Consider the following 22,678-nt stretch of genomic DNA (forward strand, 5'->3'; position numbering starts at 1 on the left):
TTTTATAGCAGGTATGATTTTTCGTGAAAATCTTCCAAAGACTCTAAATGGAAGCCCTTGCGACCAAGTACGCGGATAATCTTAGATAGTGTATCTTCACTAACCGTATCAGGTAGCGTAAATACCAAGCGTGTCGTCCGGTTGTTATTATCCGGGTCCAGTGACAAGACCGATGAAACACTCGTGTAACGTGAAATATACTTCGATGCGCGTTCAATACTACCACGACTACCATCGGTCAAAACAGTTAAGGCATATCGACCGCTCTTCGTCTGCCATGACTCAGCCATTAGTGACATCATCCGGCTGTGCGTCAAAATCCCCATGAAATGATTCTCTTTGTCCAATACTGAAATAAACGGCAAATCTCGTAATGTGAACAACGTTTCAAAGAAGGTTGCTTCCACACTCAAAAACTTGGTCATGTTACGCATCAACGTTGTCACCGGCAAACTCATGTCGCCTTGATTGGCTTGATGGCGGTAGATATGCATCTTATAAATGACCCCACGAAATAGATTACCCGTTTGATCGAGAATCGGAATCGCACGAAAACTCGAGTCATTGAAGATGTCCAAAGCATCTTGAATTGTTGAATTTTCGGTCACCGTGGTAAGCTCTTCCCGCGGCTTAATTAAGGTGGCAAACATGCAAATCTCCCTCTCTATTTTCTCTAATAATAATCTAATCATTATACCATACCATGCTTATTATTAATAGTATTCGCCATCAATATTCGTATTTTCTTGCCAAAAAATTTAAATTTACGAACGACCACGTCAACAATTCTGACATCCGATTAGAAACGAACAGAGGCCTCACGTCATTGCCAAAGGGATAACCAGCTGATCCTAGCCCCCCGCTTCGGACATAGCAAAAAGGCCCACCGCAAAGCTGGGCCGTCTGCCTATCTTTAATTATCATTCACCCGTCGATAATCCATCAAAGCGTGTGACACTTCAGCAGTAGCTGGATATACCTTTCGGTAGATTGCATATATTTGCTGATACTTGGCGACATTTTCTGGCACTGGTTCATAGGTTTCACCAAATGAGGCGAACCTTTCAGCGGCTGCTGCTACTGAATCAAACCAGCCCAAACCAACAGCTGCCAAGATCGCAGCGCCCATGCCTGGTCCTTGTTCATTCTCTAATACAACGACCTTCTTATCGAAGATGTCCGCTTGTATTTGCAACCATAATGGTGATTTAGCACCACCACCTGAAGCAATGACAGTATCAAAATTCGCGCCAGCACGCTGGTAGATCTCAAAGATATCCTTGAATGAGAAGACAATACCTTCCACAACTGAACGGACAAAATCATGGCGCTTGTGCATGGAATCAATCCCAATCCACGACCCGCGGATAGCACTGTCAGCATACGGTGTGCGTTCACCAACAATGTATGGTGTAAATAATAAACCATTCGCACCGATCGTTGATTTCCCAGCCGATGCAACCAATGACGTGAAGTCCTCTTCAGCCGCAAAGGTTGACTTGAACCAGTTCAACGAGTGACCCGCTGCCAAAGTCACACCCATCGAGTAAAACTTACCTGGAATGGCATGATTGAAAAAATGAATCTGTCCCTTGTAATCAACTGAAGCACTATCTTCATATTTTAAGACAACTCCGGAAGTTCCAATCGATGACCAAACCATATTCGGCTTTAAAATTGCTGAACCGATGGCACCTGCGGCATTATCGGCAGCACCACCAAAGACTTGCGTATCAATTTCCAAACCTGAGAACAAGGCATACGACTGTGAAATATGCCCGGCAAATTCTGCGCCACCAATAATCTCTGGGAAGAAGCTCGCCGGTAAATCGAAGGCCGTTTGTATTTCCTTTGACCAGGTGCCGGCAGCAACGTCCATGGCCACAGTACCAGAAGCATCTGATATTTCCATGGCCAACTTGCCGGTCATCCGGTAACGTACATAATCCTTTGGTGTGACAAACGTCGTTGCTTGCTCAAAAATAGTTGGTTCATTTTCTTTGACCCATAAAATTTTAGGCAACGTAAATCCTTCCAAAGCCCGATTGCGAGTAACCTCGATGAATTGAGCCCCCATCTTCGCAGCGATTTCTTTAGTTTGCGCGGTGGTACGGGTATCATTCCACAGGATGGCAGGACGCAAAACTTGCTTATTAGCATCCAATAACACCAATCCATGCATTTGACCTGAGTATGAAATTCCTTTAATATCTGCCGGCTTGAGGCCATCGTTCAAAATCAGACGAACAATCGCCACGGTGACACCATTGACCCAGTCCTCGGGGTTTTGTTCTGACCAACCTGGTTTTGGTTGTGATAATGGATAATCAAATGATTGTTGTGCAATGATACTACCCGTACGGTCAACTGCTGAAACTTTGACCGCCGAAGTACCGAGGTCGATACCCAATACTACTTCACTCATGTATTTTTCCCTCTTCTTTAATATTATTAATAACGTGTCAATGATAATGGGCCTGGTTAAGACCACTACAAACGATTTTTCATTGAAAAACAGTTTGTAGTAACCCCAACCAATTTTCCAAAATATGTATACAAAAAGAGCTGAGCTAGCGATAGCCCAGCTCTTTTTGTCTCGGTGTTTTGTGCCGAGTAACATGGAGTGAGATAGGTTCCATGTCGATTTATGAGTCGGGGTGAGAGGACCCGACTCAGATTGTAGTTGAGATTTTTTGTTTGAGATTTTTTGAGATATGGAGTTTTTTAATTAACTATTACTTGGCAAAAGTTGAACCCAAAACAGCATAGATGTAGTTATTGACCGTTGCCTTGATTGCTTCCAAGTGAGCTGACTTAACTGATGCAAATACTTCTTCATCCGTCTTGTTTAAGACATAGTCTTCAAAATCAGCCAACTTGATTGGTGATGCTTCATTCTTACGCGAAGCAACATCGAAATCCTTGAAAATACCTTCATCAAATGATGAGTATCGTTCGGTGACAATATTGTCCAAAGCGCCATCCTCGATCAGCTTAGAAGCTACTCGGAAGCCAGCGGCGTAAACGTCCATACCAGCCATATGACCATAGAATAGATCTTCAGGCTTAAACGATGCCCGTCGCACCTTTGAATCGAAATTCAACCCACCCGTTGGCAAGCCGCCATTCTTGATGAATTCCAACATAACGAAAGTCGCTTCGTAAATGTCATTTGGGAATTCGTCGATGTCCCAACCAGTTTGCTTATCACCCATATTGGCATCCAACGATCCCAGTAATGACTCACCTTTGCTGTTAATCGCTTCACGAGCAAAACGGGCTTCGTGTTCAAACTTGTGCCCAGCCAAGTAGGCGTGATTTCCTTCCAAATTCAACTTGAAGACATCATCCAGGCCATACGTCTTCAAGAAGGCGATCGTCGTTTGCACATCAGTATCATATTGGTGATCAGTCGGTTCCTTTGGCTTTGGTTCGATTAGGAATTGACCAGTGTAACCAATTTCTTCGGCATATTCCTTAGCCAATTTGAAGAAGGCTGCAATGTGATCCAACTCACGCTTGGTATCAGTGTTTAGCAATGATTCGTAGCCTTCACGGCCACCCCAGAATACATATGACTCTGAATCAAGTCGCTTAGCAATTTCCAACGAGTGCTTAATCTGAGCAGCGGCGTATGCAAATACATCAGCGAATGGTGTTGTGGCCCCACCAGCCAAGAAACGCTTATTGGTAAATAATGATGAGGTATTCCATAACAATTTCTTACCAGTTTCTTGCATCTTAACTTCGATGCGATCAACAACTTTGTCCAAGTTAGCATTAGTTTCAGCCAACGTTGCACCTTCTGGGGCTAAGTCACGATCATGAAATGCGAAATACTCGACCCCTAACTTATCCATAAACTCAAACATGTAATCAACCTTGGCAATTGCATGATCCAGGTCTGACATGTCATCAACACCATTCACATCCCAAGGACGCACGGCAGTCCCCTCACCAAAGGGATCAACCAACCGCTGGTCCATCGTGTGCCAATAAGCTACCGAAAACTTCAACCAATCTTTCATCGCCTTAGTTTCCCCAGTTACAGGGTTGGTGAACTCTTCTTCAGGGTTGTAGAAGTTATAGCCCTTTGCTGTGCGGAAATCCAATCCCTTAGCACCATCAATGAACTCTACCTTAGGAAAGTCAAACAATTCTGCCATTACGACATCCTCCAAATTCTATAATACAAAAACCTAATTCAGGGCCCATGACAGGCTCTTCCAGTTAGTTGGTTTTTCCAAACAACTAACTTACAAGATTTATTATACGCACCATTGCATTGAATGCAAGCCTTATTTGCTCATAATCTCATCAAAATAATTAAAACATCCTCACTAAATTGATAATGACAGCGTTTTCATTACTTATATGATAATATTTCTAATAATTACATTTTTTGTGGTTTTGTTCACAATCATCTAAAGATAGCAAAAAAAATGCCTGGCAACTAGCTAAAGTAGTTACCAGACATTTCAGATTAATCGTGATGTGGTGCATTCTGCAAAACATGAGCTTCATGATCTAATAGACGTTGCACTGTTTCAATGATATGCGAATCAGTTGCACTATAATAAATTTCCTTGCCTGCACGGCGCTGTGAAACTAACTGAAATTCGCGCATTTTCTTCAAAGTGTGTGATAGGGATGATTGTTCAACGTTTAATAGATGCGCCAACTCTCCTACAGTCATGGTTTGTTGGTTTAACAGATGCAAAATTTGAATACGTAAAGGGTGGCCGAGAACTTTAGCCAACTTAGCCGCCGCTATCAATTGTTCTTTATCAATGAAGTCTAATGCCATTTATTTACCTCATAACCACGCGAACAATTCTTGGAGGGCCCGCGTATCTATCAGTATATAGCATCCTAAGGCAATATATAAAACCGACTGTAGCCATTTCGCGTATTTTTCCATAAAACTGCTCAGTACTTTAACAGTTGAACATTTAAAGGCCAACCACGATACGCTGATCAAAATGGCTAAAAACATCAATAAAATAATCGGTAAATAGCGGAGTTCTAAATTAGCAAAATACGGAATGTAAACCGCCATATTGTCCGCGCCACATGTCGAAAACGCCAACAGCGCCACAGTCGTGATTAACCCCTTGGCTGGTTCGTCCTCTAACTTCTCCGCAATTTCCGCATCGTCATCGTCGTCAATGACGAGCACGCGAATGCCCATAATGATTGGAATAATACCAAGTAATCCTAACACCCATTGTGCCGGAATTAATTTAAAGGTCATACCAATGATAATGCTAAGACCCACTAGTAGGCCATTACCAATGAGTGACCCCCACATAATTTGATTTTTTTGTTCTAACCGATGACAACCAAAGATAATCATCAGCACAATAAAGTAATCGGATATTGTCCCAACATAAGACATAAACCCCTGCACAACTGCATCTACCATATCAACACACACCTAACATATGAATTATTTTTCATATTTCATTTTACCATTATTCCACAGCGGTGGATATTGTGCAGATAATGAAAAATGGCGCTTCAGTCGCATTATTATCACTTACTGTGATGAATCTTCGCGAATTTTCGCCCACAAAGTTCGGATACCGCCGTCACCTGGCCATTTTTCATCTAAAAAGGCCATCACCAATGTACTCAGCATAATGACCGTTGCGATTAGATCGAGCCAAATCAATAAAATAATTACTGATCCCACCGCCTGATAAAAGCTGTATGTCCGACCGGCAATGGCAACATAGTACCCAAATAATTTTGATAAGAGTAGTAATGCCAAAACTTCCACTGCCGTACCAACCAAAGCCCAGATCAAACGGGGCTTCTTCCCTGGTAACACCCAGTTAAACAATCCCATTCCAAAAAATAGACCCACAAATACAATCAGCACTTTAGCAGATTCTAACCGTTGCACAAACATCTGGTCAATCGGCAAGGCTGTTAAAATCATCGAACCAATTGAAGCTAGTACAATTAAAGCACCCATTGCTCCTAAAACCACCACCATCCATAACAGCGAAATTAATCGTTCGACGATAGCGACATTCTTCGGTTCGTAATCAAAAATTTGGTTTTGCGCATTACGCACCGTCACAATCACCCGGGACAGCGACCAGAGTGTCACAATCAATGACAACGAAAGTGCACCAACCCCGCTTTGTGACAATATTGATTTAACAATTGGCACGACCATTCGATATATCGTTCCTGGCAAAGCTGTTTGCAAATAATCTAATGCCACATCTGTCGTGACCCCAAATATCGGCAACAAAGCGGCGGCCACGATAATCATAGGGAAAATGGCTAACATCGCATAATAGGCAATAGCTGCACTGGCATTTGGAATATCAACGCGCTTAAACAAAACCATGAATAGCTTAATATTTGGGTTTTGCATTACCCTTTTAATCTTTTCTATCATGCTACCCTCCTGACTCCTGTTATCAAGTATCTCTATCCTATCAAAGGAAGACGCCTTTGTCGCATAGAAATTGATAGAAAATACCAGATAAGTTTGGTGATGTTAATGTTATTTTATGGTACGCGCACTATTATTATCTGTGTTGAAAGGTATTAACCAATCAACTACTTATTCATAACAACATCAAGTTTTGCCCGAACTTGATGTGCGAAGCAATTCGCAACCTACTCCTTAAAACGAATTAGAGCGGACCTTTTACCCAAAAGGACTGCTCCGAAAAAGCACTCAATTGCCCGTTGAGTGCTTTTTTGTATATATCGTATTATCGACGCCAATAAAAAAATTTTATACTGAACTGAACCACAAAATTGGAGTGAAAGCTAAGTGGCCCACTGGTTGGGGGAATTTCGGTATTGATTCGGATTTTTGACGCCTTCTAACCCTAGAAACTTTATGGATTCGACCCAATTGTAGAGGGTTACAGAACCTGTGATTTGATATTTGCGACGAGGCACGCTTTGCGGAACTCCAAAAAGATATTCCGTCACCGCCACCATTTGAATTTCTTTTGAAAACATAACAAAACCCCCATGCGTTGGAGCAAATCCAACGCATGGAGGTTTATTCATAATCACCCGCCCGATTATGATTTTGTTGAGAATTAAATTACTTCTTCTTACCCATTGCAGCCTGCAAAACTTTAGCCACAAAGAATACTACAGCCACACCAACCAAAACTAACAGCAATGCCAACGGATTCGTTTGCGTAGAAATAATTGGATTACTTGGAATAGGAATGATCAATCCAATAATTGGTACTAACCCATAAATCAGTACATACAAGGCCATGAAAAGCAAAACCAATTTCCCAATGAAAGTGATTATAGGTGCGTTCACCTTTGTCTGAACCTTTGTATACAACTCTTCGTTGCGTCCTGGATTATTCATATTAGTGTACCCCCTTAATTTTCTGATAATTCGCGGTTCATTGCTGTCACATCATCATCATCAAGTGGATAAAGTACAATGAGCAACGCTGCAACGATGGCCAAAACGATTGGAATCCAGATGAATGATACTTCAATACCAGTCAATCCATTTGTCCCAACATGTTCTGAATCTTTGAAACCATATGCTGATAAGATCAATGCTGGAATGATTCCACCAAGTGCTAATCCAACCTTAAAACACAACCCCATGATAGCATTAATAATACCAGCCGCACGCTTACCAGAAACGTACTCCGAGTACGTCACAATTTCGGGAACCAGCGACCACATGAAGCCAGTCGCTGAAGTTAAGCCCCATTGTTGTAAGAAACGGCCAATATAACCATACATGATCTGATCCTGATGTCCATGCGACCAGAACCACAATACCAACTGACCTAGGATGAATATGCCTAAGAACGCTAGGAAGAAGTTTTTCTTACCTAACACTCCCCGTAATCTTGGCCACAATGCAACCAGGAAAATACCTGGAATTGAACCAATCAAACCAATTGAAGTCATCCACTCTTGATGCCCGATTGATGACTGCATGAAGTATGGCCAAACAGTATTACCAAAGAACATAAAGGTAAAGGCAACTAAGAAGAAGCCCCCTAACAATTGCAAAGCTTTGTTTGATTTCAGTTCAATGAACAAATCAGTGATCTTGGCTACTTTTTGATTTTCATCAGGCAAGACTCGTTCATGAGTTCCAAAGTAGGAAAGCATTAGAGCTGCAAATCCCAACACCATATAGATACCATAGACTAAGAACCAGTCACCTTGAGCAGATGGCTTACCATAGTCACCTAAAGGCATTTTCAAGCCAAAGAATCCAGTGTCAGTCATTGGTCCACCAACAGCTAATTGGACAAACATTGGGAAAAAGGTATACACCAACAAATTAGCCGTATTGGCCAAAATCATTCGCGTCGATGTCAACTCTGCAATCGATTCACCATCACGTGTCAATGAAGCATTAATTGAACCATAAGGTACATTCACGAAAGAGTAAATCAAAGCTGTTGCCAAGTACGAAATTAAAGCATAGATGAATTTTCCATTGGCTGTAAAATTTGCAGTTGGGAAAAATAACATCGCTGACAAAATTGTCAGGGGAATGCCAAAGTATACCAGGTAAGGTCGATACTTACCTGCACGTGGATTATTCTTATCAACAGCGGCACCAACATATGGATCCCAAACAACATTGATAGAACGCACAATCATGAAAATTAGGGCGCCTGAAGCAGCTGAGATACCATCGATGTTAGTCATATAAAACAGCAAGTATCCGCCAACCGTACCGAAAACCAGGTTTTGGGCAAAGTCACCGAATCCGTATGAGATGCGTTCGCGAAGTGATAACTTCACAAACTCATCCTTTCGAACATTTGCGTCCATAACAAAACTCCTTAAAATTTATAACATAGTGAAAATACGATTATTTGCATAAGATAACCCTCATTGCTATGAAAGCGCTATCTTCTATCAACAAGACAAAGTATATCACGGTTGGTTTTTTAACACAACCAACCGTTTGTTAAAAAAAGGAATAACTGATCAGCCTACAACGAAAACCCCTAAAATAACTTAAATTATTGATATATCAACAATGAAAACGCTATCATTTTCAAGATAAAACACATCCCACATTAAACATTGTGAAATAAAATTTAATAATTGGTCTATCTAATCAATCAACGGTTTGTAATCTATCAACAAAAAAATTGAAAACATGCTCATAAGTCCCGTGTTACAATGGTTTACATACATATTATGAAAACGAGGTATGTGCATGGCTAACAAAGTCGATCAAGATATTATGCGCGAGGCCAATCGCAAATTAATTATCCAAGCACTATTTAACGCTGAGCAGACATCCCGTAGTGAAATTGCGGATCAAATTGAATTACATAAATCAACTGTGACCACTATCTATCGTGAGATTGAGGAAAGCGGCTTTATTGAAGAACTTGGTGAAGGAACTGTTTCAAAAGCCGGGGGTCGCAAACCAAAACTCATTCGGTTTAATCATAATTTAGGCTACATCGTTTCATTTGATCTTGGTCACTACCATTTACGCTATATGGCCGCTCGGATAACTGGTGAAATTATCACGCAAGGTGAATTGACTATTACCGGCATGGACATTGCAGCTATTCAGCGGGCCATGCTCGCTTATATTACCCAACTTGGTACCTTAAAAACCGATCGTGGTTTAATGGGCGTTAGCGTCGCCATCCATGGGGTGGTGGAAAACAATCGCGTGCATTACGCGCCATACCATCTTGATTTGCTGAGTATTGACTTGGCCAAACAACTCGAAAGTCAATTGAACGTGCCCGTATATCTAGAAAACGAAGCCAATTTAGCAGCCGTGTACCTACGTGATTACCGGGACTATGATGGTGGCGCATTACTCCACAACTTTATCACTGTCAATATCCATGATGGTATCGGTGCCGGTGTCATCTTGAACGACCGTCTCTTCCCTGGCGTTCATGGTGAAGCTGGTGAAATTGGTCGTATGGTTATGTCAAACAACCATTGGCAAGATGAAGGATTTACGGGCGATGTTCATTTAGAAGATTTATTCTCTGAAGATGCTCTCATCGCCCGTTTGGCTCGCATCAAAAAAATTGATTATCTCACGATGGATGAATTCCTTTCCTTGTGGGATAACAACGATGCAGATGCTTTACGTTTAGTTGATGAATGGATTGAGACATTGGCTAAAGCCATTTTCAACCTAGTACAATATATGGCACCTGAAGCAGTCTTTGTCCACTCGCGCATTCTCGCTCGGCATCCTGAATTTTATACAAGGATGGAAGCGCGTTATCAGACCATCGCACCCCATACGACTATTCCACTGAAATTCGCGCGTCGCTCGGTTGATCGTGCGACCTTAGCCGGTGGTATTTCATACACGACTCGAAAATTACTCGATATGATCGATTTCACTTTAATTTTCACAGATAACAAAAGCAAACAAACTACATAACAAAAGAAGCAACCGTTCTTTGATGAACGATTGCTTCTTTTTAGTCTTATTCTGCGTCTGGATGAGTTGCCTTATAAGCCTCTTTAACTGACCAATAAATCACATCATCCCCTTGGAAGTCACGATAAGTGACTTCCACGCCTAAGTCAGCTAATTTCTTAGCAAACTTACGCTTAGCTGGCAATGCCAGCACCACACGATACTCTTCACCCTTTGGTTTAACCCGATCAGGCAGGACTTTAGCAGAAATAAATAAGTCACCCGCATCAAAAAAACGCATGGCACGAATCTCAGCCATTTTTTCGCTGACCTTGGTTTCCTGATACCTGATTAGTTGTTGCTTTTTAATGGGATCATTACGCTCATAAATTGGATTTTGCTTTTCAATCAAGCGAATAATATATCGCATCACATCAAAATCACGATCAAAGCGATAGAACCGTTCGTCTACAGCCATAATTTCCTCTATTTCGTTTTCTCAACCAATTATTTAGTCTGTTCGTTACCACAAAATTAAAAATGCAGAAGAACGCTCTTCTGCATTTTACCATGTTTCACTAATCACTGGGCAAAACGAATCGATTAACCCATGTTTAATAGGCCAAATGCCCCTAATATGAATACCACGATTCCGGCGGCGATCCGGTACCAACCGAATGCTTGGAAATCATTTTGCTTGATGTAATTCATCATGAACTTAATTGCTAAGTAAGCCACAAACCACGCGACCAAGAAACCAACCATTAAAGTCGCAGACTGCATCACAGTGAAACCACCACCGTTAAGCAGATACTTACCGACCTTCAAGATGGTCACCCCAATCATGACTGGAATACTCAAGAAAAATGAAAATTCAGCTGCTACAACCCGTGAGGCCCCTAAGAAAATCGCACCCAAAATAGTTGAACCTGAACGAGACGTGCCAGGAATAATTGACAATACTTGTACCAACCCGATAGCAAACGCCATCTTGTAAGTCATGGCGTTGACATCAGTCAAGGATGGCGTTTTCGTCGCATTGCGTCGTTCCAAAATGATGAATAGAATACCATAAATGATCAATGTCGCAGCCACCACACTCGCCTTCATCCAGTGAGCATCCATATAATCATTTAATAATAATCCCGCGATCATTGCTGGCAACACACCAACGATTACCTTGAACCAAAGTCGCCAAGTTTGATTACGCTCACGAGGCGACTTTGCTGGGGATAAGGGATTTAACTTATGGAAATACAATTGAATCACCGCAAAAATGGCGCCCAGCTGAATCACATAATCAAACATATTGGTAAATGCCTTGGTCCATACGGTACCGCCCGGAATACGCATCAACGATTCTGCGATAATAATATGCCCGGTTGATGAAACTGGTAAGAATTCCGTAATACCCTCAACAATTCCAATAATGAGCGATTTGATTAAATCAAACATATCTATCTCTTTTCTTATAATTAATATGCAAAGTTTTGCAGAGTGACCAGTACTTCACTAATTTTAATTCAATGTGATATCGCCATCAACAACGGTCAAGACCAAATTGTCCTTGGCATTTTCATTTTTCTGATAATGACCGACATACTTTTTACCAAGCACCGTCAAGTCACCATCACTAATCCGTGCTTCGATACCTGTCACATGAACTGATCCACCAGAGACGTCACCGTCTTGAATACTGATTGTATTCTTACCCGTAAATGTTGTCCGATTCATTGCAACATCACTTTCTTGCAAATTAGCCGCAAATGTACTGATTGTGGCATCAGTAAACTTGATATTACCATCAGCAATCATAACTTTGTTATCACCTGAGACAGTCGTGCGATCAATGTCGACATCCCCATCTTCCAAATCGCCATCAAAATTTGCAATCTGGCTCCGTTCTAGTTTGACATCACCACCGTGTGACGTTGTTTGCAGATTTTTGATGTTTGCCTTGATCGTCCGTAAATCACTATCATTATTTGACGTGATCACCTTATCTGCGTTGACTTGTTGTAACCGTAGCCCACTGTAGGTCAAATTAGCTGTCAATTTTGCAACAGTAACTTGTTTCAGGATTACGCCACTGTCATTACCGGTTAACTGAATATCCTTCAAAGACATCTGACGAGGTAGCAATACTGTGATATACGTTGATCCCGAACTACCAAACCCAACACCTGTGTAATCACCGTTTTGGGCATACTTTACAACTAGGGTGCCATTGTTTACTTCATACGTGAAGTCATCAGAATCATCGACGCGTGCGATAATTTTTGGTTTTGAAATTGAATTATCTCGCTTAATATTGACATTAATCGCATTCGCCGCAATATTAATTTTAGAAAATGACGTTAACTTTTCATGCACCTTGGCCTCTTGTGGTACAAAAAAACGACCATGGCGTAGTTGAATTGCGTTCACTCCATGATTGAGATAGCCCACCGTTGCTAATGAGAGTCCCACAGCAATGGTGACAAATCCTATCAAAATCAATTTAAATAGTTTCGCCATTTTGTGTACCTCCACTGTGTGAGAAACGACGACCCAAGAATTTGACAAATTTCATCAAACTTGCAAAAATCGTCCGCACAATTAACCAGCCCACTGGCCAGGCTACAATTTGAATGCCAACAAAGGTGATCCCTAATCCAATTTGCAAGACAGAGGTTTGCCAACTTTGTCCAATCACCGCGAACCCACCAACAATTTGGAAGAGACCCATTGCTAGCAAAGAAAGTAAGATAATGGCGACCGCCACACCGGCGACAATCACCAGGAATAAGCCTAGCATCACCGCTAAGGCAGCTGGCACCCAAATAATACTGGTTAACAAACCGATGACGACAACCCATAACAAGTTTAATTGCCGTTTGACGCGACTTGATTCACGCTGTCGCAAACCAGTTGCGCAATCGACCGCCTCTTCTTCAGCAGCATCATCATACTTGATTGAATAATCTACTAATACCCGTCGAGCCAATTGCTTGGGTGTCCCGAATTCATTGATTAACGTTTCACCAGATAATTTCGCGTCAACAGCATATTCCTGATAGAAGGACACCACATCATCGCGCTCTTCTTCGCTCAAGCCATATAAGTGTTTACGCAAAGTTGAGAAATAAACATTATTTTCCATCTTCATCCCCTAATATATGTTCGACGCGGGCACTGAAGTCATGCCAGTCCATTTGTAAATCTTGCAGTGCCGCCCGTCCTTCCTTGGTAATGGAATAATAACGACGGTTCCGGCCTTCAAATGGCTCATCATATGTGGTGACCCACCCCTTGGCTTTAATCCGCCGGAGAACTGGATACATGGTGGATTCTGAAACTGCGAACACTTCTTGGACTGATTTAGTTAAGACATATCCATAGAGATCTTGCTCAGCTAGGAAAGCTAACACAATCCCATCCGTCAACTCTTTTGAAAGTTGCATCGACATGAAGTGCTCCCCCTTTTTATATTATACATTGTATACTATAATAAATTTGTATAGCAAGCAAGTTACAAGCATATTTTACCGAGAGGAGGACTGTCACATGACACCAAAGAAATGGTATAAAAACCCAAACGATAAAGTAATCGCCGGTGTTCTTTCGGGACTAGTCGATTACCTCGGCTGGCATATCGATCTCTCATTAGTCCGCATTATCTACACTTTGCTCGCCTTGATGAGTAGTGGTTTATTTGTCGTGCTGTACATTGTTGCAGCGATCATCCTACCTACTAAGCCGACGCACTATAGTTCAGCTGTGATTGACGATGAGGATGTTTACACACATCCTGAAGACGAAGAAATCTAGTATCTCACGCTTAACACCGCCTTCTGACCAACCCGCATCGTTTGGAAAACAGTCATAAACCGATGATCTCACTGATTCATCGGTTTTTTTGTGCAGTGGGTGGTGAAATGCCTGCCCATAAAAAAGATGAGCCAGGCTAACCCGACTCATCTTTTGCACACCCTTATTTATTAACCCTTCATCCCACCAATACGCATGCCATGGACAACATATTTGTGCAAAGCAAGGTACAAGATAACCATGGGCAAAATGACAAATGTTGCAGCTGCCATTAATTCAGGATAACTCATCCCCGCATCAGTTGAGAAAGCTTGCAAGCCGACTGGCAAGGTACGCATCGTTTCACTATTTGTCACAATTAATGGCCACATAAATGAATTCCACGAACCAATCACTTGTAGTAAAGCAACTGCCATAATTGAAGATTTAGCATTTGGCACCAAAATCTGCCATAAGAAACGCCAATCTGAAGCGCCATCTAATTTGGCTGCAGCATATAATTGGTCAGGGACTTGCGCAAAACTTTGTCGCAAGGTGAATACTGCAAAGAAACTAGCTAACCAAGGGATGATCAATGCGCCATAAGTGTTAACCAGGTGCCATTGAGACAAAGTCACAAAATTTGGGATAATCAACATTTCACCTGGCACCATCATCGTGGCTAACAACAACCAGAACAAGAGACGCTTACCAAAAAACTTCAGCTTGGCAAAGGCAAAGGCTGCCATAATCGACGTGATGACTTGGCCAAAAGTTGTGACGACAGAGATAATCACTGAGTTCAAGAGGTACTGGGCGAAGGGGGCCGCGTGCCATGTTTGCACCCAATTACGCCACAATAGATGTTTAGGAAACCAAGTTGGGGGCGTTTGCATAGCTTCAAAACCAGTTTTGAAGGCCGTTGACACCATCCAAAAGAACGGTAACAACATCATCAACCCACCTAGCACTAAGAGAACATAAATGAAGACATGACTGGTGATTTTGCTTACTTTCATCAGATAGTCTCCTTTCCATAGTGTAGGTGCTTCTTAGACCACCAGATCTGAACCAAAGTAACCACTAGAATCATCAAAAATAACACAACCCCCGCAGCTGCGGCACGGCCATATTGATTTAATTCATAGAATTGTCGGTACAAATAGTAAACCATGGTTAGAGCTGAATTTTCTGGTCCCGGCTGGCCACCAAAGAGCGCAAAGACTTCATCAAAAACCTTGAAACTACTGATGATACCACTGACTGATACCAAGAATGTCATCGGCGAGATCATGGGTAACGTCACATGCCAAAAACGCGACCACGGACCAGCACCATCCAAACGAGCCGCATCGTACAATCCCTGATCAACAGTGTGCAAGGCAACCAAGAAGAGGAGGATGTTCAGTCCCAGTCCCTTCCAAATAGCTAAAATAATTAACGCCAACATGCCATAATGCGGATCATTCAACCAATCAATTGGTTGCACTCCAATGAATCCCAGCAAGTAATTCATCAGTCCTGCATCTTTGTTGTAAATCCAACGCCAAACCAATGCCATGGCGACCGTCGAAGTTACAAATGGCAAAAAATAAATTGAACGAAAGACGCCTGTTAATACTTTGATGTGGTTTAGTAACACTGCGAATATCAAGCCGATGATTACCTGTAAAGGCACCACCCCCACAACGAAGATTAATGTATTTTTCAACGCCAAGATGAAATTTGGATCAGAAAAAATGTACTTAAAATTGTCAAACCCAGTCGCTAAAACTTTATTTTGAACGCTATTGTACTGCGTGTAAAAGCTCATGGCTAAACTTGAAATGAGGGGATAAATACTGAACGTGCCCACAATGATCAGCATAGGTAACACATAGAGCCATCCCTTTAAGGTTTGACGCCAAGTTGGTTTGCCTCCGATCATGCTTCACCACCCTCTGGGTAAACGCGGTTACCCACCGGATCAAAGGCGTACAGCCCCGACAAACGTACATTCGCTAAGACTTCAGTTGCAATAGGAGCGGATGGTGCGATTTCCGTCGAAACGACTTCGTGTCCGCCCATAGTCAACTGTGCATGATAGTCGCGACCATACGCGGTCACACGTGAAATCGTCACTGGCACCTTAATAGTTTGTTCAGCCAACTCAGCCAATGTAATGGCCTCGGCACGAATACCAACTTGATCAATAAGTTGCGTGCGTGTGCCAAAAATCTGATAAAGCGACTCACGAATCGCATCCCCAGACACGATATTTAAGGTCGGCTCGCCAATGAAACCAGCCACAAATTGATTGACTGGCGCATGATAAAGTTTTTGTGGTTCAGCATATTGTTGAATCACGCCATCATGCAAAATCATAATCTTATCAGCAAGATGCATGGCTTCGCTTTGATCATGGGTCACGAAAATCGTCGTCACCTTCGTCGCTTGTTGAATGCGCCGAATTTCTTCACGCATCTCGACCCGTAAACGCGCATCGAGATTTGACAAGGGCTCATCCAATAACAAAATACTTGGTCGCTTGGCCAATGCACGGGCAATGGCAACCCGTTGTTGTTGCCCACCTGATAAGGCACCCGGTTTCTTGTCAATTTGATCATCCACTCGAACTAGTTTCGCTAATTCTAGCGCGCGTTCACGCCGTTCAGCTCTTGGCACCTTAGCCATTTTCATTGGAAATTCAATGTTATCCAACACTGACATATGTGGATACAAAGCATAGTTTTGGAAAACCATGCCGACCCCACGCTGCAGGGCGTCTAGTTTGGTAACGTCTTTTTCGCCAAAATTAATCGTGCCAGAAGTGGCCCGCAACAACCCTGAAATTAGATTCAACGTCGTTGACTTACCACTACCAGAAGGACCCAACAAGGCAATGAGTTGGCCAGCCGGAATTTGAAAATCCAGATCATGCAAAACTTCAACGCCATTGGGATAAGTTAAGGTCACATGTTTAAAGGTCACATCCATTTTTCAAATCTCACTTATTTCTTTAATTCGTCTGCAATACCGTCAAATCCAATAATAGTTAAATTCGTTGGTTGTGGAATCATGATGGCTGGGTGTGCCATAATGTAATCACCAATCAGTTCCGCCGTTTCAATTTGCACTTCACGTACAATCTTGTCCCCCGCAAACATTGTAAAATTACCCGCCCCACCAGCACGATAATTATTCATGGTTACTTCGTATTCAGCCATTAAATTCAGCGGTTCACCTTCCTTTGTCACCCGAACGACCCGATCATTCATCGGGCGACTAATATCAAAAGTATAGTCAATACCACTCCAAATATCATAATTATAATGTTGCACCTTGGGCATGATAAATTTTGGATTGATGGTTAACTTGCCATCTGGCGTCAATGCAAAGTAACGCGCATTAACTTCTAAGGCATCCTTAATAGCCTGTCCAGTCAATTTTTCAACAACCAATGTATTGGGATAAATGTAATTTGTCATGATGTCCCGCAAAGTCACCGCATTTGATAACCCCCGAACCTCATCATTAAAAATAGCCGTATTGGCAATAGTGGTACCAGTGGCTGCCATTTGCACACGGTTCACCAATTCAACGAATGGATGGCTATGTACACGTGCCGCAAAATGGTCCGTGATTTGCATATTTTCGCCAACATGACCAACCGCCTGGTCTAACCATGTATCAACCTGCGTTTGGATGGGATCAATCAACGTTTCAATCTTATCATCAGGGGCATAATCAGCCGTTGTGATCAAATTGGCGGTATGCGCCACAATCTCATGGGCATCGTTTAATTCTAGCGTGATCGCCCCGATGTGATCACCCCGGTAACCTGGTTGGGTTGTCGGTACATCTTGGCTCACGGTGGCAATCTCGCGGTGCTGATGCCCAGTCACCAACGCATCCACCCCTGGTAATTGTAAGAGTTGATAACCCTGATTTTCTGAAGTTAGACGTTCAAGGGGTGCCCCTGTGGCCAAATCTTGTGCAAACCCACCATGATAAGCCAGAATCAACACATCTACGTCGGCACGAATCTGATCAATATAGTGTTGTGCAGTCTCAACTGGGTCCAAAAAAGTCAAATTTTTAATGTGATCTGGTTGCTCCCAGTGTGAAATAAATTTGGTCGTTAAGCCAATGATACCAAGTTTAAGACCTTGTTTTTCCAAGATCGCGTATGGTTTACCAATGAAAGGCTTTTGGGTGATCGTGTCCACGATATTAGCATTTAACAACTTGGGGGCATCCCCGATGACGCGTTCCAAATAATCGCGCCCGTAATTAAATTCATGATTGCCCAAAATGCGGACATCATAACCAATCACATCCGCTAATTGCCGGTAAACAGCCACCGCTGCTGGGGCCTCTTTTTCTATGTAGTTGGTCAATGGTGAGCCTTGGATAAAATCACCATTTTCAATTTTGACTAGCACATCTGTAGGTGCTAGCGCACCCGCCACTGCATTGATCGCCGTTGCAGCACGCGTCAATCCCAAGCCGTCATTCAACAATGGGCGCCGAAAGTCATCTGCCCGCACATAACCGTGAACATCTGACGTCGAAAGAATTTTGACTTGCATGATGAACTCCTCTTATTTTTCGCCGTAAAACTGCCTTAATGTAACCTAATTTTATCCTTATATGTTAATCAATTCAAGCACTCCACTGAGTTAACGTTCACCTTTAACATAGCAATAGTATTTTATTTCCATTAAAAAAATAAATATCCGTTCAATAATCCGAACATTTGCATCGCTAACGCTTTAATACTTAAACAACATTTTATCGGGATGCCTTTCAATGAATTTCCCACTAAAGTTGATTCCGCCAAACCATTCCACATCGATGTTTAAAAACAAAAAGCAACTTCTCTTTTATGAAAAGTTGCTACTTAATTTTTGAACTTATTGACCCGTTGAGGTCGTGCTAGTGGCTGTACCAGTTACGGTGCCAGTAGTAGTTGTCGTACTGCTACTTGTGGTCGACTCCGCCGTTGCATTAGCCTTAGCCTGAGCATCTGAAACCAAGCCATATAGCGACAAAGTGGTATCGGAAACCTCACCTGCATATAATGACCCTGTTTCCGCCTTGGTCAATCCAAGTTGCTTACGAAGCTTGTTCGTAATCCGTTGCTTTTCAGTATACGATGCAATTTGGAAAGATTGACCAGCCAACGAAACTTCCGTACCTTGCAAGTGATCCTGCGTGATATTTCCAGCTGCCCCAATGTATTTTTCAACAATGGTCATCAAATCATTGAAGGTTAAGTCAGTTTGCGCGCTATCTGACATAGCTGACAAGAACTTAGCATTGACTAACTTAGTTGGGTTACTCTTTGCCTTATCCACAATCGCTTGTACCACTAAACGTTGCCGCTTTTGCCGACCGTAATCCCCTTCAGGATCATCGTATCGCATCCGTGAAAAGGCTAACGCAGCTTCACCATCGAGCTTTTGGTAAGTCTTCCAAGTCACCCCATTATCCGTTGACTTCTTATATGCAGACTTGCCCTTAGTAAAACTATAAACCGTTTGGGCTGATGTATTCTCTTCATCAGGATTGTATGTAAATGTTAGTGGTGAAACAACTTTCAATCCATCTAGCTTGTTAACAATTTCTTGAATACCATTCATGTTGACCAAAGCGTAGTAGTCAATTGGTACATTTAAGTATTTTTGAATTGTCTTAATGGTCGCCTTCACGCCACCATCGGTATAGGCAGCATTCATCTTTTGTGGGAACAAGTTCTCATATCCGGGCACTGCGGTGACAATATCACGTTCGATTGAGGTCACCGTTGTTTTATTCGTCTTTGGGTTAATCGTGACAACCATCATACTGTCAGTACGAGCATCATCGGCCGGCCGGTTTAAGGCACCTGTATCAGTTCCCATCAACAAAATTGAAATGGGTTTACCCTGTTTTAACGCTTTAGATACATCACGTGATTTCTTCACTCCAGATGCCTTATATGAATCATCGGCAGCTGTTTTCAAATTATGATAAACACGTGCGCCAACCACCCCAGTCGCAACTGCTAGCAGTGCAATCACAGCAAAGACAACACGACGCCACTTGATTCTGCCAAAGACTCCAGACGTTTGACTTGCTTTACGAGCTTTACGAGCGTTCCGTGATTCAAGTTTACCCTGATGACGAGTAGAACGGGTAGGCTTTGAATTTTTTGGCTCATTATCCATTCGCGGTATCCTCTTTCCGGTCGGAAATATCCGATTGATTTTAATTTTCTATTCTTAAAAAAGAGATTTCATTAAGTAAACTTATCAAAAATGATTGATAAATACACCTTAAACATAAGCGTCTTAAAGTGTACGTATCCCAACTTAAATAAATCTTTAGTAGTTCAACCATATTCAAAAAATTATAGCATAATTTCAGCCTAGATTCGAAAAAAAACGAGCACCACATCTGGTGCTCGTCGTAACGTGCTGCATTTAAACTGCAACTGGGGCCTTGATTGCGCCCGCTGATTGATAGTTTTCAACTTTAATATCACTCATCGTGTAATCAGAAATTGATTTAACATCCGGATTCAAAACCAACTTTGGTAATGCCAGCATTGGCCGTGATAATTGTTCTTTGATTTGGTCCACATGGTTTGAGTAGATATGCGCATCACCGAAGGTATGAATAAACTCACCCACTTCCAAGCCAGTTTGTGCAGCCACCATATGGGTCAACAAGGCATATGAAGCAATGTTAAATGGCACTCCCAAGAAGATGTCACCTGAACGTTGGTACAACTGCAAACTTAACTTATTGTCATTGACATAGAATTGGAATAAAGTGTGGCATGATGGTAACGCCTGTGTTGGCACGGCTTCTGGATTCCAAGCGGTCACAATCAAACGTCGAGAGTTTGGATTAACTTTGATTTGCTCAACAACATCAGCGATTTGATCGATAAAGCCCCCTTGCACCTTTTGCCAGTTACGCCATTGGGCACCATAAACATCCCCCAACTCACCATACTTAGCTGCAAAATCATCATCAGCCAAAATCCGATCCGTAAACAATTGATGTTGCTTGTCGTATTCAGCCTTAAATCCAGCGTCCGCTAGTGCACGTAATCCAAAATTTGTCATATCAGGCCCAGTATATTCATCAGATTTAATCCAACGATCAAAGGCCCACTCATCCCAAATGTGGTTTTTGTGTTCTAACAAGAACTTGATGTTAGTGTCACCACGTAAGAACCACAATAATTCACTCTTAATTAAGCCAAATGGGACTTTCTTGGTCGTCAGTAGAGGAAACCCTTCGTTTAAATCATAGCGCATTTGTCGACCGAATACTGAAAGTGTCCCTGTCCCGGTGCGATCACCTTTGAATTCTCCATTTTCCAAAACATCACGGGCAAAGTCGAGATAAGTTTGTTCGTTTTTACTCATATTTCCAGTCTCCTAATTCATGTAATTATCGAAATGCAAACGTTCGATAGTTGCTGGCGTAATTACAATTTGGTTCAACAGCACATTTTTTTGTGCGATCAATTCCATGACAAAGGGATCATTATTATAGTTACGCAAGTAATTGATTTTTGTGATCCCGGCTTGCAACAAAAACTTTGTGCAATGGGCACACGGAAAGTCCGTCACATAGATTTCTGCGCCATCAGCGGCGATACCCATCTTAGCGAGTTGCAACAACGCATTCTGTTCTGCATGAACGGCCCGAATACAGTGGCCATCCACCACATAATCTCCGACTTCAGTACAATGTGGCGTCCCAGTCACTGATCCATTATAGCCACTGGCAATAATACGACCATCTTTAACAATCGCTGCGCCGACATTGAGCCGTGTACAGGTACTACGTGATGCCAACATAACTGCTTGCATCATGAAATACTCTGGCCAACCAATACGTTCGTCTTTCATCATTTTTATATTCCTTTATTTTCAAGTATGGCATAAGTTTAGCAAAAATACCGAACGTTTAACAGGAGTTATCTGCAGACAGTTTGTTAATTTTAGCCAAAAAATTGCGAAAAGCCAGCTTATTAAAGGCACCTTGCAACACAACATTAATTGTTATTTGCATAACAGAATTTTTTGAGGCTTGAAAATGGTTGCTTTTTTTGGTAAAATACTATATGTGCATTTTGTATACTAACTTGCACATGAACTGATGCGTTTCATTTGCGCATGTTTAGTGGGTTGCCCACGAAAGGAAGGTGTTTTATGCCATCAGCATTAGCCGAGATCAAACAACAACTTGATGATCATATTGGTCAAACGATTACATTGACGACTCATGAAAGCCGCCACCGTAATATTCAACACGAAGCAGTTGTTCGTGAAACATTCCGTTCAGTATTCGTGTTAGATTTACAAAAGAATGGCAGTGAATTCGATCGCGCCTCATTCTCATATACCGATATTTTAACAAATAACATCGAAATCGCTTACGCATAATTCAATGTATGCAGCGAAACATAAAGAGCCACAACTCCACTATGAGTTGCGGCTCTTTTTTAGTTCCCGA

Annotated in this window: 24 protein-coding genes; 3 read left to right on the forward strand and 21 right to left on the reverse strand. The window is 42.1% G+C overall.

All coding sequences use genetic code 11. From position 1 onward, the window contains the following. Window positions 1-2: 2 nt before the first annotated feature. The 9 genes from cbpA to WSWS_RS07325 form a co-directional block, all read right to left on the reverse strand. Window positions 3-650, reverse strand: a complete 648-nt coding sequence (gene cbpA / locus WSWS_RS07285; protein ID WP_070230636.1) for a cyclic di-AMP binding protein CbpA — start codon at window positions 648-650, stop codon at window positions 3-5. Window positions 651-913: 263 nt separating this feature from the next. Further along, window positions 914-2,425, reverse strand: coding sequence for a xylulokinase (xylB, locus tag WSWS_RS07290; protein ID WP_070230637.1), 1,512 nt, complete (start codon window positions 2,423-2,425; stop codon window positions 914-916). A gap of 310 nt (window positions 2,426-2,735) precedes the next feature. Beyond that, a complete protein-coding gene (gene xylA, locus WSWS_RS07295) occupies window positions 2,736-4,166 on the reverse strand; it encodes a xylose isomerase (protein ID WP_070230638.1) in 1,431 nt (476 codons plus the stop codon). A gap of 317 nt (window positions 4,167-4,483) precedes the next feature. After that, window positions 4,484-4,807, reverse strand: coding sequence for an ArsR/SmtB family transcription factor (locus tag WSWS_RS07300; protein ID WP_070230639.1), 324 nt, complete (start codon window positions 4,805-4,807; stop codon window positions 4,484-4,486). 9 nt (window positions 4,808-4,816) lie between these two features. Beyond that, window positions 4,817-5,425 carry a cadmium resistance transporter gene (locus WSWS_RS07305; protein ID WP_070230640.1) on the reverse strand — a complete coding sequence of 203 codons (609 nt, stop codon included), beginning with the start codon at window positions 5,423-5,425 and terminating at the stop codon, window positions 4,817-4,819. Between the two features lie 114 nt (window positions 5,426-5,539). After that, a complete protein-coding gene (locus tag WSWS_RS07310) occupies window positions 5,540-6,415 on the reverse strand; it encodes a YihY/virulence factor BrkB family protein (protein ID WP_114981461.1) in 876 nt (291 codons plus the stop codon). 380 nt (window positions 6,416-6,795) lie between these two features. Next, window positions 6,796-6,993 (reverse strand): hypothetical protein, encoded by a 198-nt coding sequence (locus WSWS_RS07315; RefSeq protein WP_070230642.1) that lies wholly within the window; start codon window positions 6,991-6,993, stop codon window positions 6,796-6,798. A gap of 88 nt (window positions 6,994-7,081) precedes the next feature. Then, window positions 7,082-7,363: a hypothetical protein gene (locus WSWS_RS07320; RefSeq protein ID WP_070230643.1), complete on the reverse strand. Its 282-nt coding sequence runs from the start codon at window positions 7,361-7,363 to the stop codon at window positions 7,082-7,084. A 14-nt stretch (window positions 7,364-7,377) separates the two neighbouring features. Then, window positions 7,378-8,808: an MFS transporter gene (locus WSWS_RS07325; RefSeq protein WP_070230644.1), complete on the reverse strand. Its 1,431-nt coding sequence runs from the start codon at window positions 8,806-8,808 to the stop codon at window positions 7,378-7,380. A 394-nt stretch (window positions 8,809-9,202) separates the two neighbouring features. Between WSWS_RS07325 and WSWS_RS07330 the strand changes: the two genes are divergently transcribed. Then, window positions 9,203-10,411, forward strand: coding sequence for an ROK family transcriptional regulator (locus WSWS_RS07330; RefSeq protein WP_070230645.1), 1,209 nt, complete (start codon window positions 9,203-9,205; stop codon window positions 10,409-10,411). Between the two features lie 46 nt (window positions 10,412-10,457). Here WSWS_RS07330 and WSWS_RS07335 read toward each other — a convergent pair whose 3' ends face one another. From WSWS_RS07335 to WSWS_RS07355, 5 genes are all read right to left on the reverse strand, one after another. After that, on the reverse strand, window positions 10,458-10,868 hold the full coding sequence (locus WSWS_RS07335; protein WP_070230646.1) for a hypothetical protein: 411 nt from the start codon (window positions 10,866-10,868) through the stop codon (window positions 10,458-10,460). Between the two features lie 125 nt (window positions 10,869-10,993). After that, the gene (locus tag WSWS_RS07340) at window positions 10,994-11,845 is read right to left on the reverse strand and encodes an undecaprenyl-diphosphate phosphatase (RefSeq protein WP_070230647.1); all 852 of its coding nucleotides are present in this window, start codon (window positions 11,843-11,845) and stop codon (window positions 10,994-10,996) included. A gap of 63 nt (window positions 11,846-11,908) precedes the next feature. Continuing rightward, on the reverse strand, window positions 11,909-12,907 hold the full coding sequence (locus WSWS_RS07345; protein ID WP_070230648.1) for a DUF4097 family beta strand repeat-containing protein: 999 nt from the start codon (window positions 12,905-12,907) through the stop codon (window positions 11,909-11,911). Beyond that, entirely contained in the window at window positions 12,891-13,532 is a 642-nt protein-coding gene (locus WSWS_RS07350; RefSeq protein ID WP_070230649.1) for a DUF1700 domain-containing protein, read from the reverse strand. The genes WSWS_RS07345 and WSWS_RS07350 overlap by 17 nt, the downstream gene beginning before the upstream one ends. Continuing rightward, complete coding sequence (locus WSWS_RS07355) at window positions 13,522-13,839, reverse strand: PadR family transcriptional regulator (RefSeq protein WP_070230650.1); 318 nt, start codon at window positions 13,837-13,839, stop codon at window positions 13,522-13,524. The genes WSWS_RS07350 and WSWS_RS07355 overlap by 11 nt, the downstream gene beginning before the upstream one ends. A gap of 97 nt (window positions 13,840-13,936) precedes the next feature. Here WSWS_RS07355 and WSWS_RS07360 point away from each other — a divergent pair, with 97 nt between their 5' ends. Next, on the forward strand, window positions 13,937-14,200 hold the full coding sequence (locus WSWS_RS07360; RefSeq protein WP_070230651.1) for a PspC domain-containing protein: 264 nt from the start codon (window positions 13,937-13,939) through the stop codon (window positions 14,198-14,200). Window positions 14,201-14,370: 170 nt separating this feature from the next. Here WSWS_RS07360 and WSWS_RS07365 read toward each other — a convergent pair whose 3' ends face one another. From WSWS_RS07365 to WSWS_RS07395, 7 genes are all read right to left on the reverse strand, one after another. Continuing rightward, complete coding sequence (locus WSWS_RS07365) at window positions 14,371-15,198, reverse strand: carbohydrate ABC transporter permease (RefSeq protein ID WP_070230652.1); 828 nt, start codon at window positions 15,196-15,198, stop codon at window positions 14,371-14,373. Then, window positions 15,198-16,106 (reverse strand): carbohydrate ABC transporter permease, encoded by a 909-nt coding sequence (locus WSWS_RS07370; protein ID WP_070230653.1) that lies wholly within the window; start codon window positions 16,104-16,106, stop codon window positions 15,198-15,200. Before WSWS_RS07370 ends, WSWS_RS07365 begins: the two co-directional genes overlap by 1 nt. Next, complete coding sequence (locus tag WSWS_RS07375; RefSeq protein ID WP_070230654.1) at window positions 16,103-17,155, reverse strand: ABC transporter ATP-binding protein; 1,053 nt, start codon at window positions 17,153-17,155, stop codon at window positions 16,103-16,105. Before WSWS_RS07375 ends, WSWS_RS07370 begins: the two co-directional genes overlap by 4 nt. A gap of 14 nt (window positions 17,156-17,169) precedes the next feature. Continuing rightward, a complete protein-coding gene (locus tag WSWS_RS07380; protein WP_070230655.1) occupies window positions 17,170-18,750 on the reverse strand; it encodes a bifunctional metallophosphatase/5'-nucleotidase in 1,581 nt (526 codons plus the stop codon). A 324-nt stretch (window positions 18,751-19,074) separates the two neighbouring features. Further along, a complete protein-coding gene (locus WSWS_RS07385; RefSeq protein WP_070230656.1) occupies window positions 19,075-20,370 on the reverse strand; it encodes an LCP family protein in 1,296 nt (431 codons plus the stop codon). Window positions 20,371-20,625: 255 nt separating this feature from the next. After that, on the reverse strand, window positions 20,626-21,582 hold the full coding sequence (locus WSWS_RS07390) for a thymidylate synthase (protein ID WP_070230657.1): 957 nt from the start codon (window positions 21,580-21,582) through the stop codon (window positions 20,626-20,628). Between the two features lie 12 nt (window positions 21,583-21,594). Then, window positions 21,595-22,071, reverse strand: coding sequence for a ComE operon protein 2 (locus WSWS_RS07395; RefSeq protein WP_070230847.1), 477 nt, complete (start codon window positions 22,069-22,071; stop codon window positions 21,595-21,597). Between the two features lie 303 nt (window positions 22,072-22,374). Between WSWS_RS07395 and WSWS_RS07400 the strand changes: the two genes are divergently transcribed. After that, complete coding sequence (locus tag WSWS_RS07400) at window positions 22,375-22,608, forward strand: Veg family protein (protein WP_070230658.1); 234 nt, start codon at window positions 22,375-22,377, stop codon at window positions 22,606-22,608. Window positions 22,609-22,678 lie beyond the last annotated feature (70 nt).

The sequence above is a fragment of the Weissella soli genome (assembly GCF_001761545.1).
Taxonomy (GTDB): domain Bacteria; phylum Bacillota; class Bacilli; order Lactobacillales; family Lactobacillaceae; genus Weissella; species Weissella soli.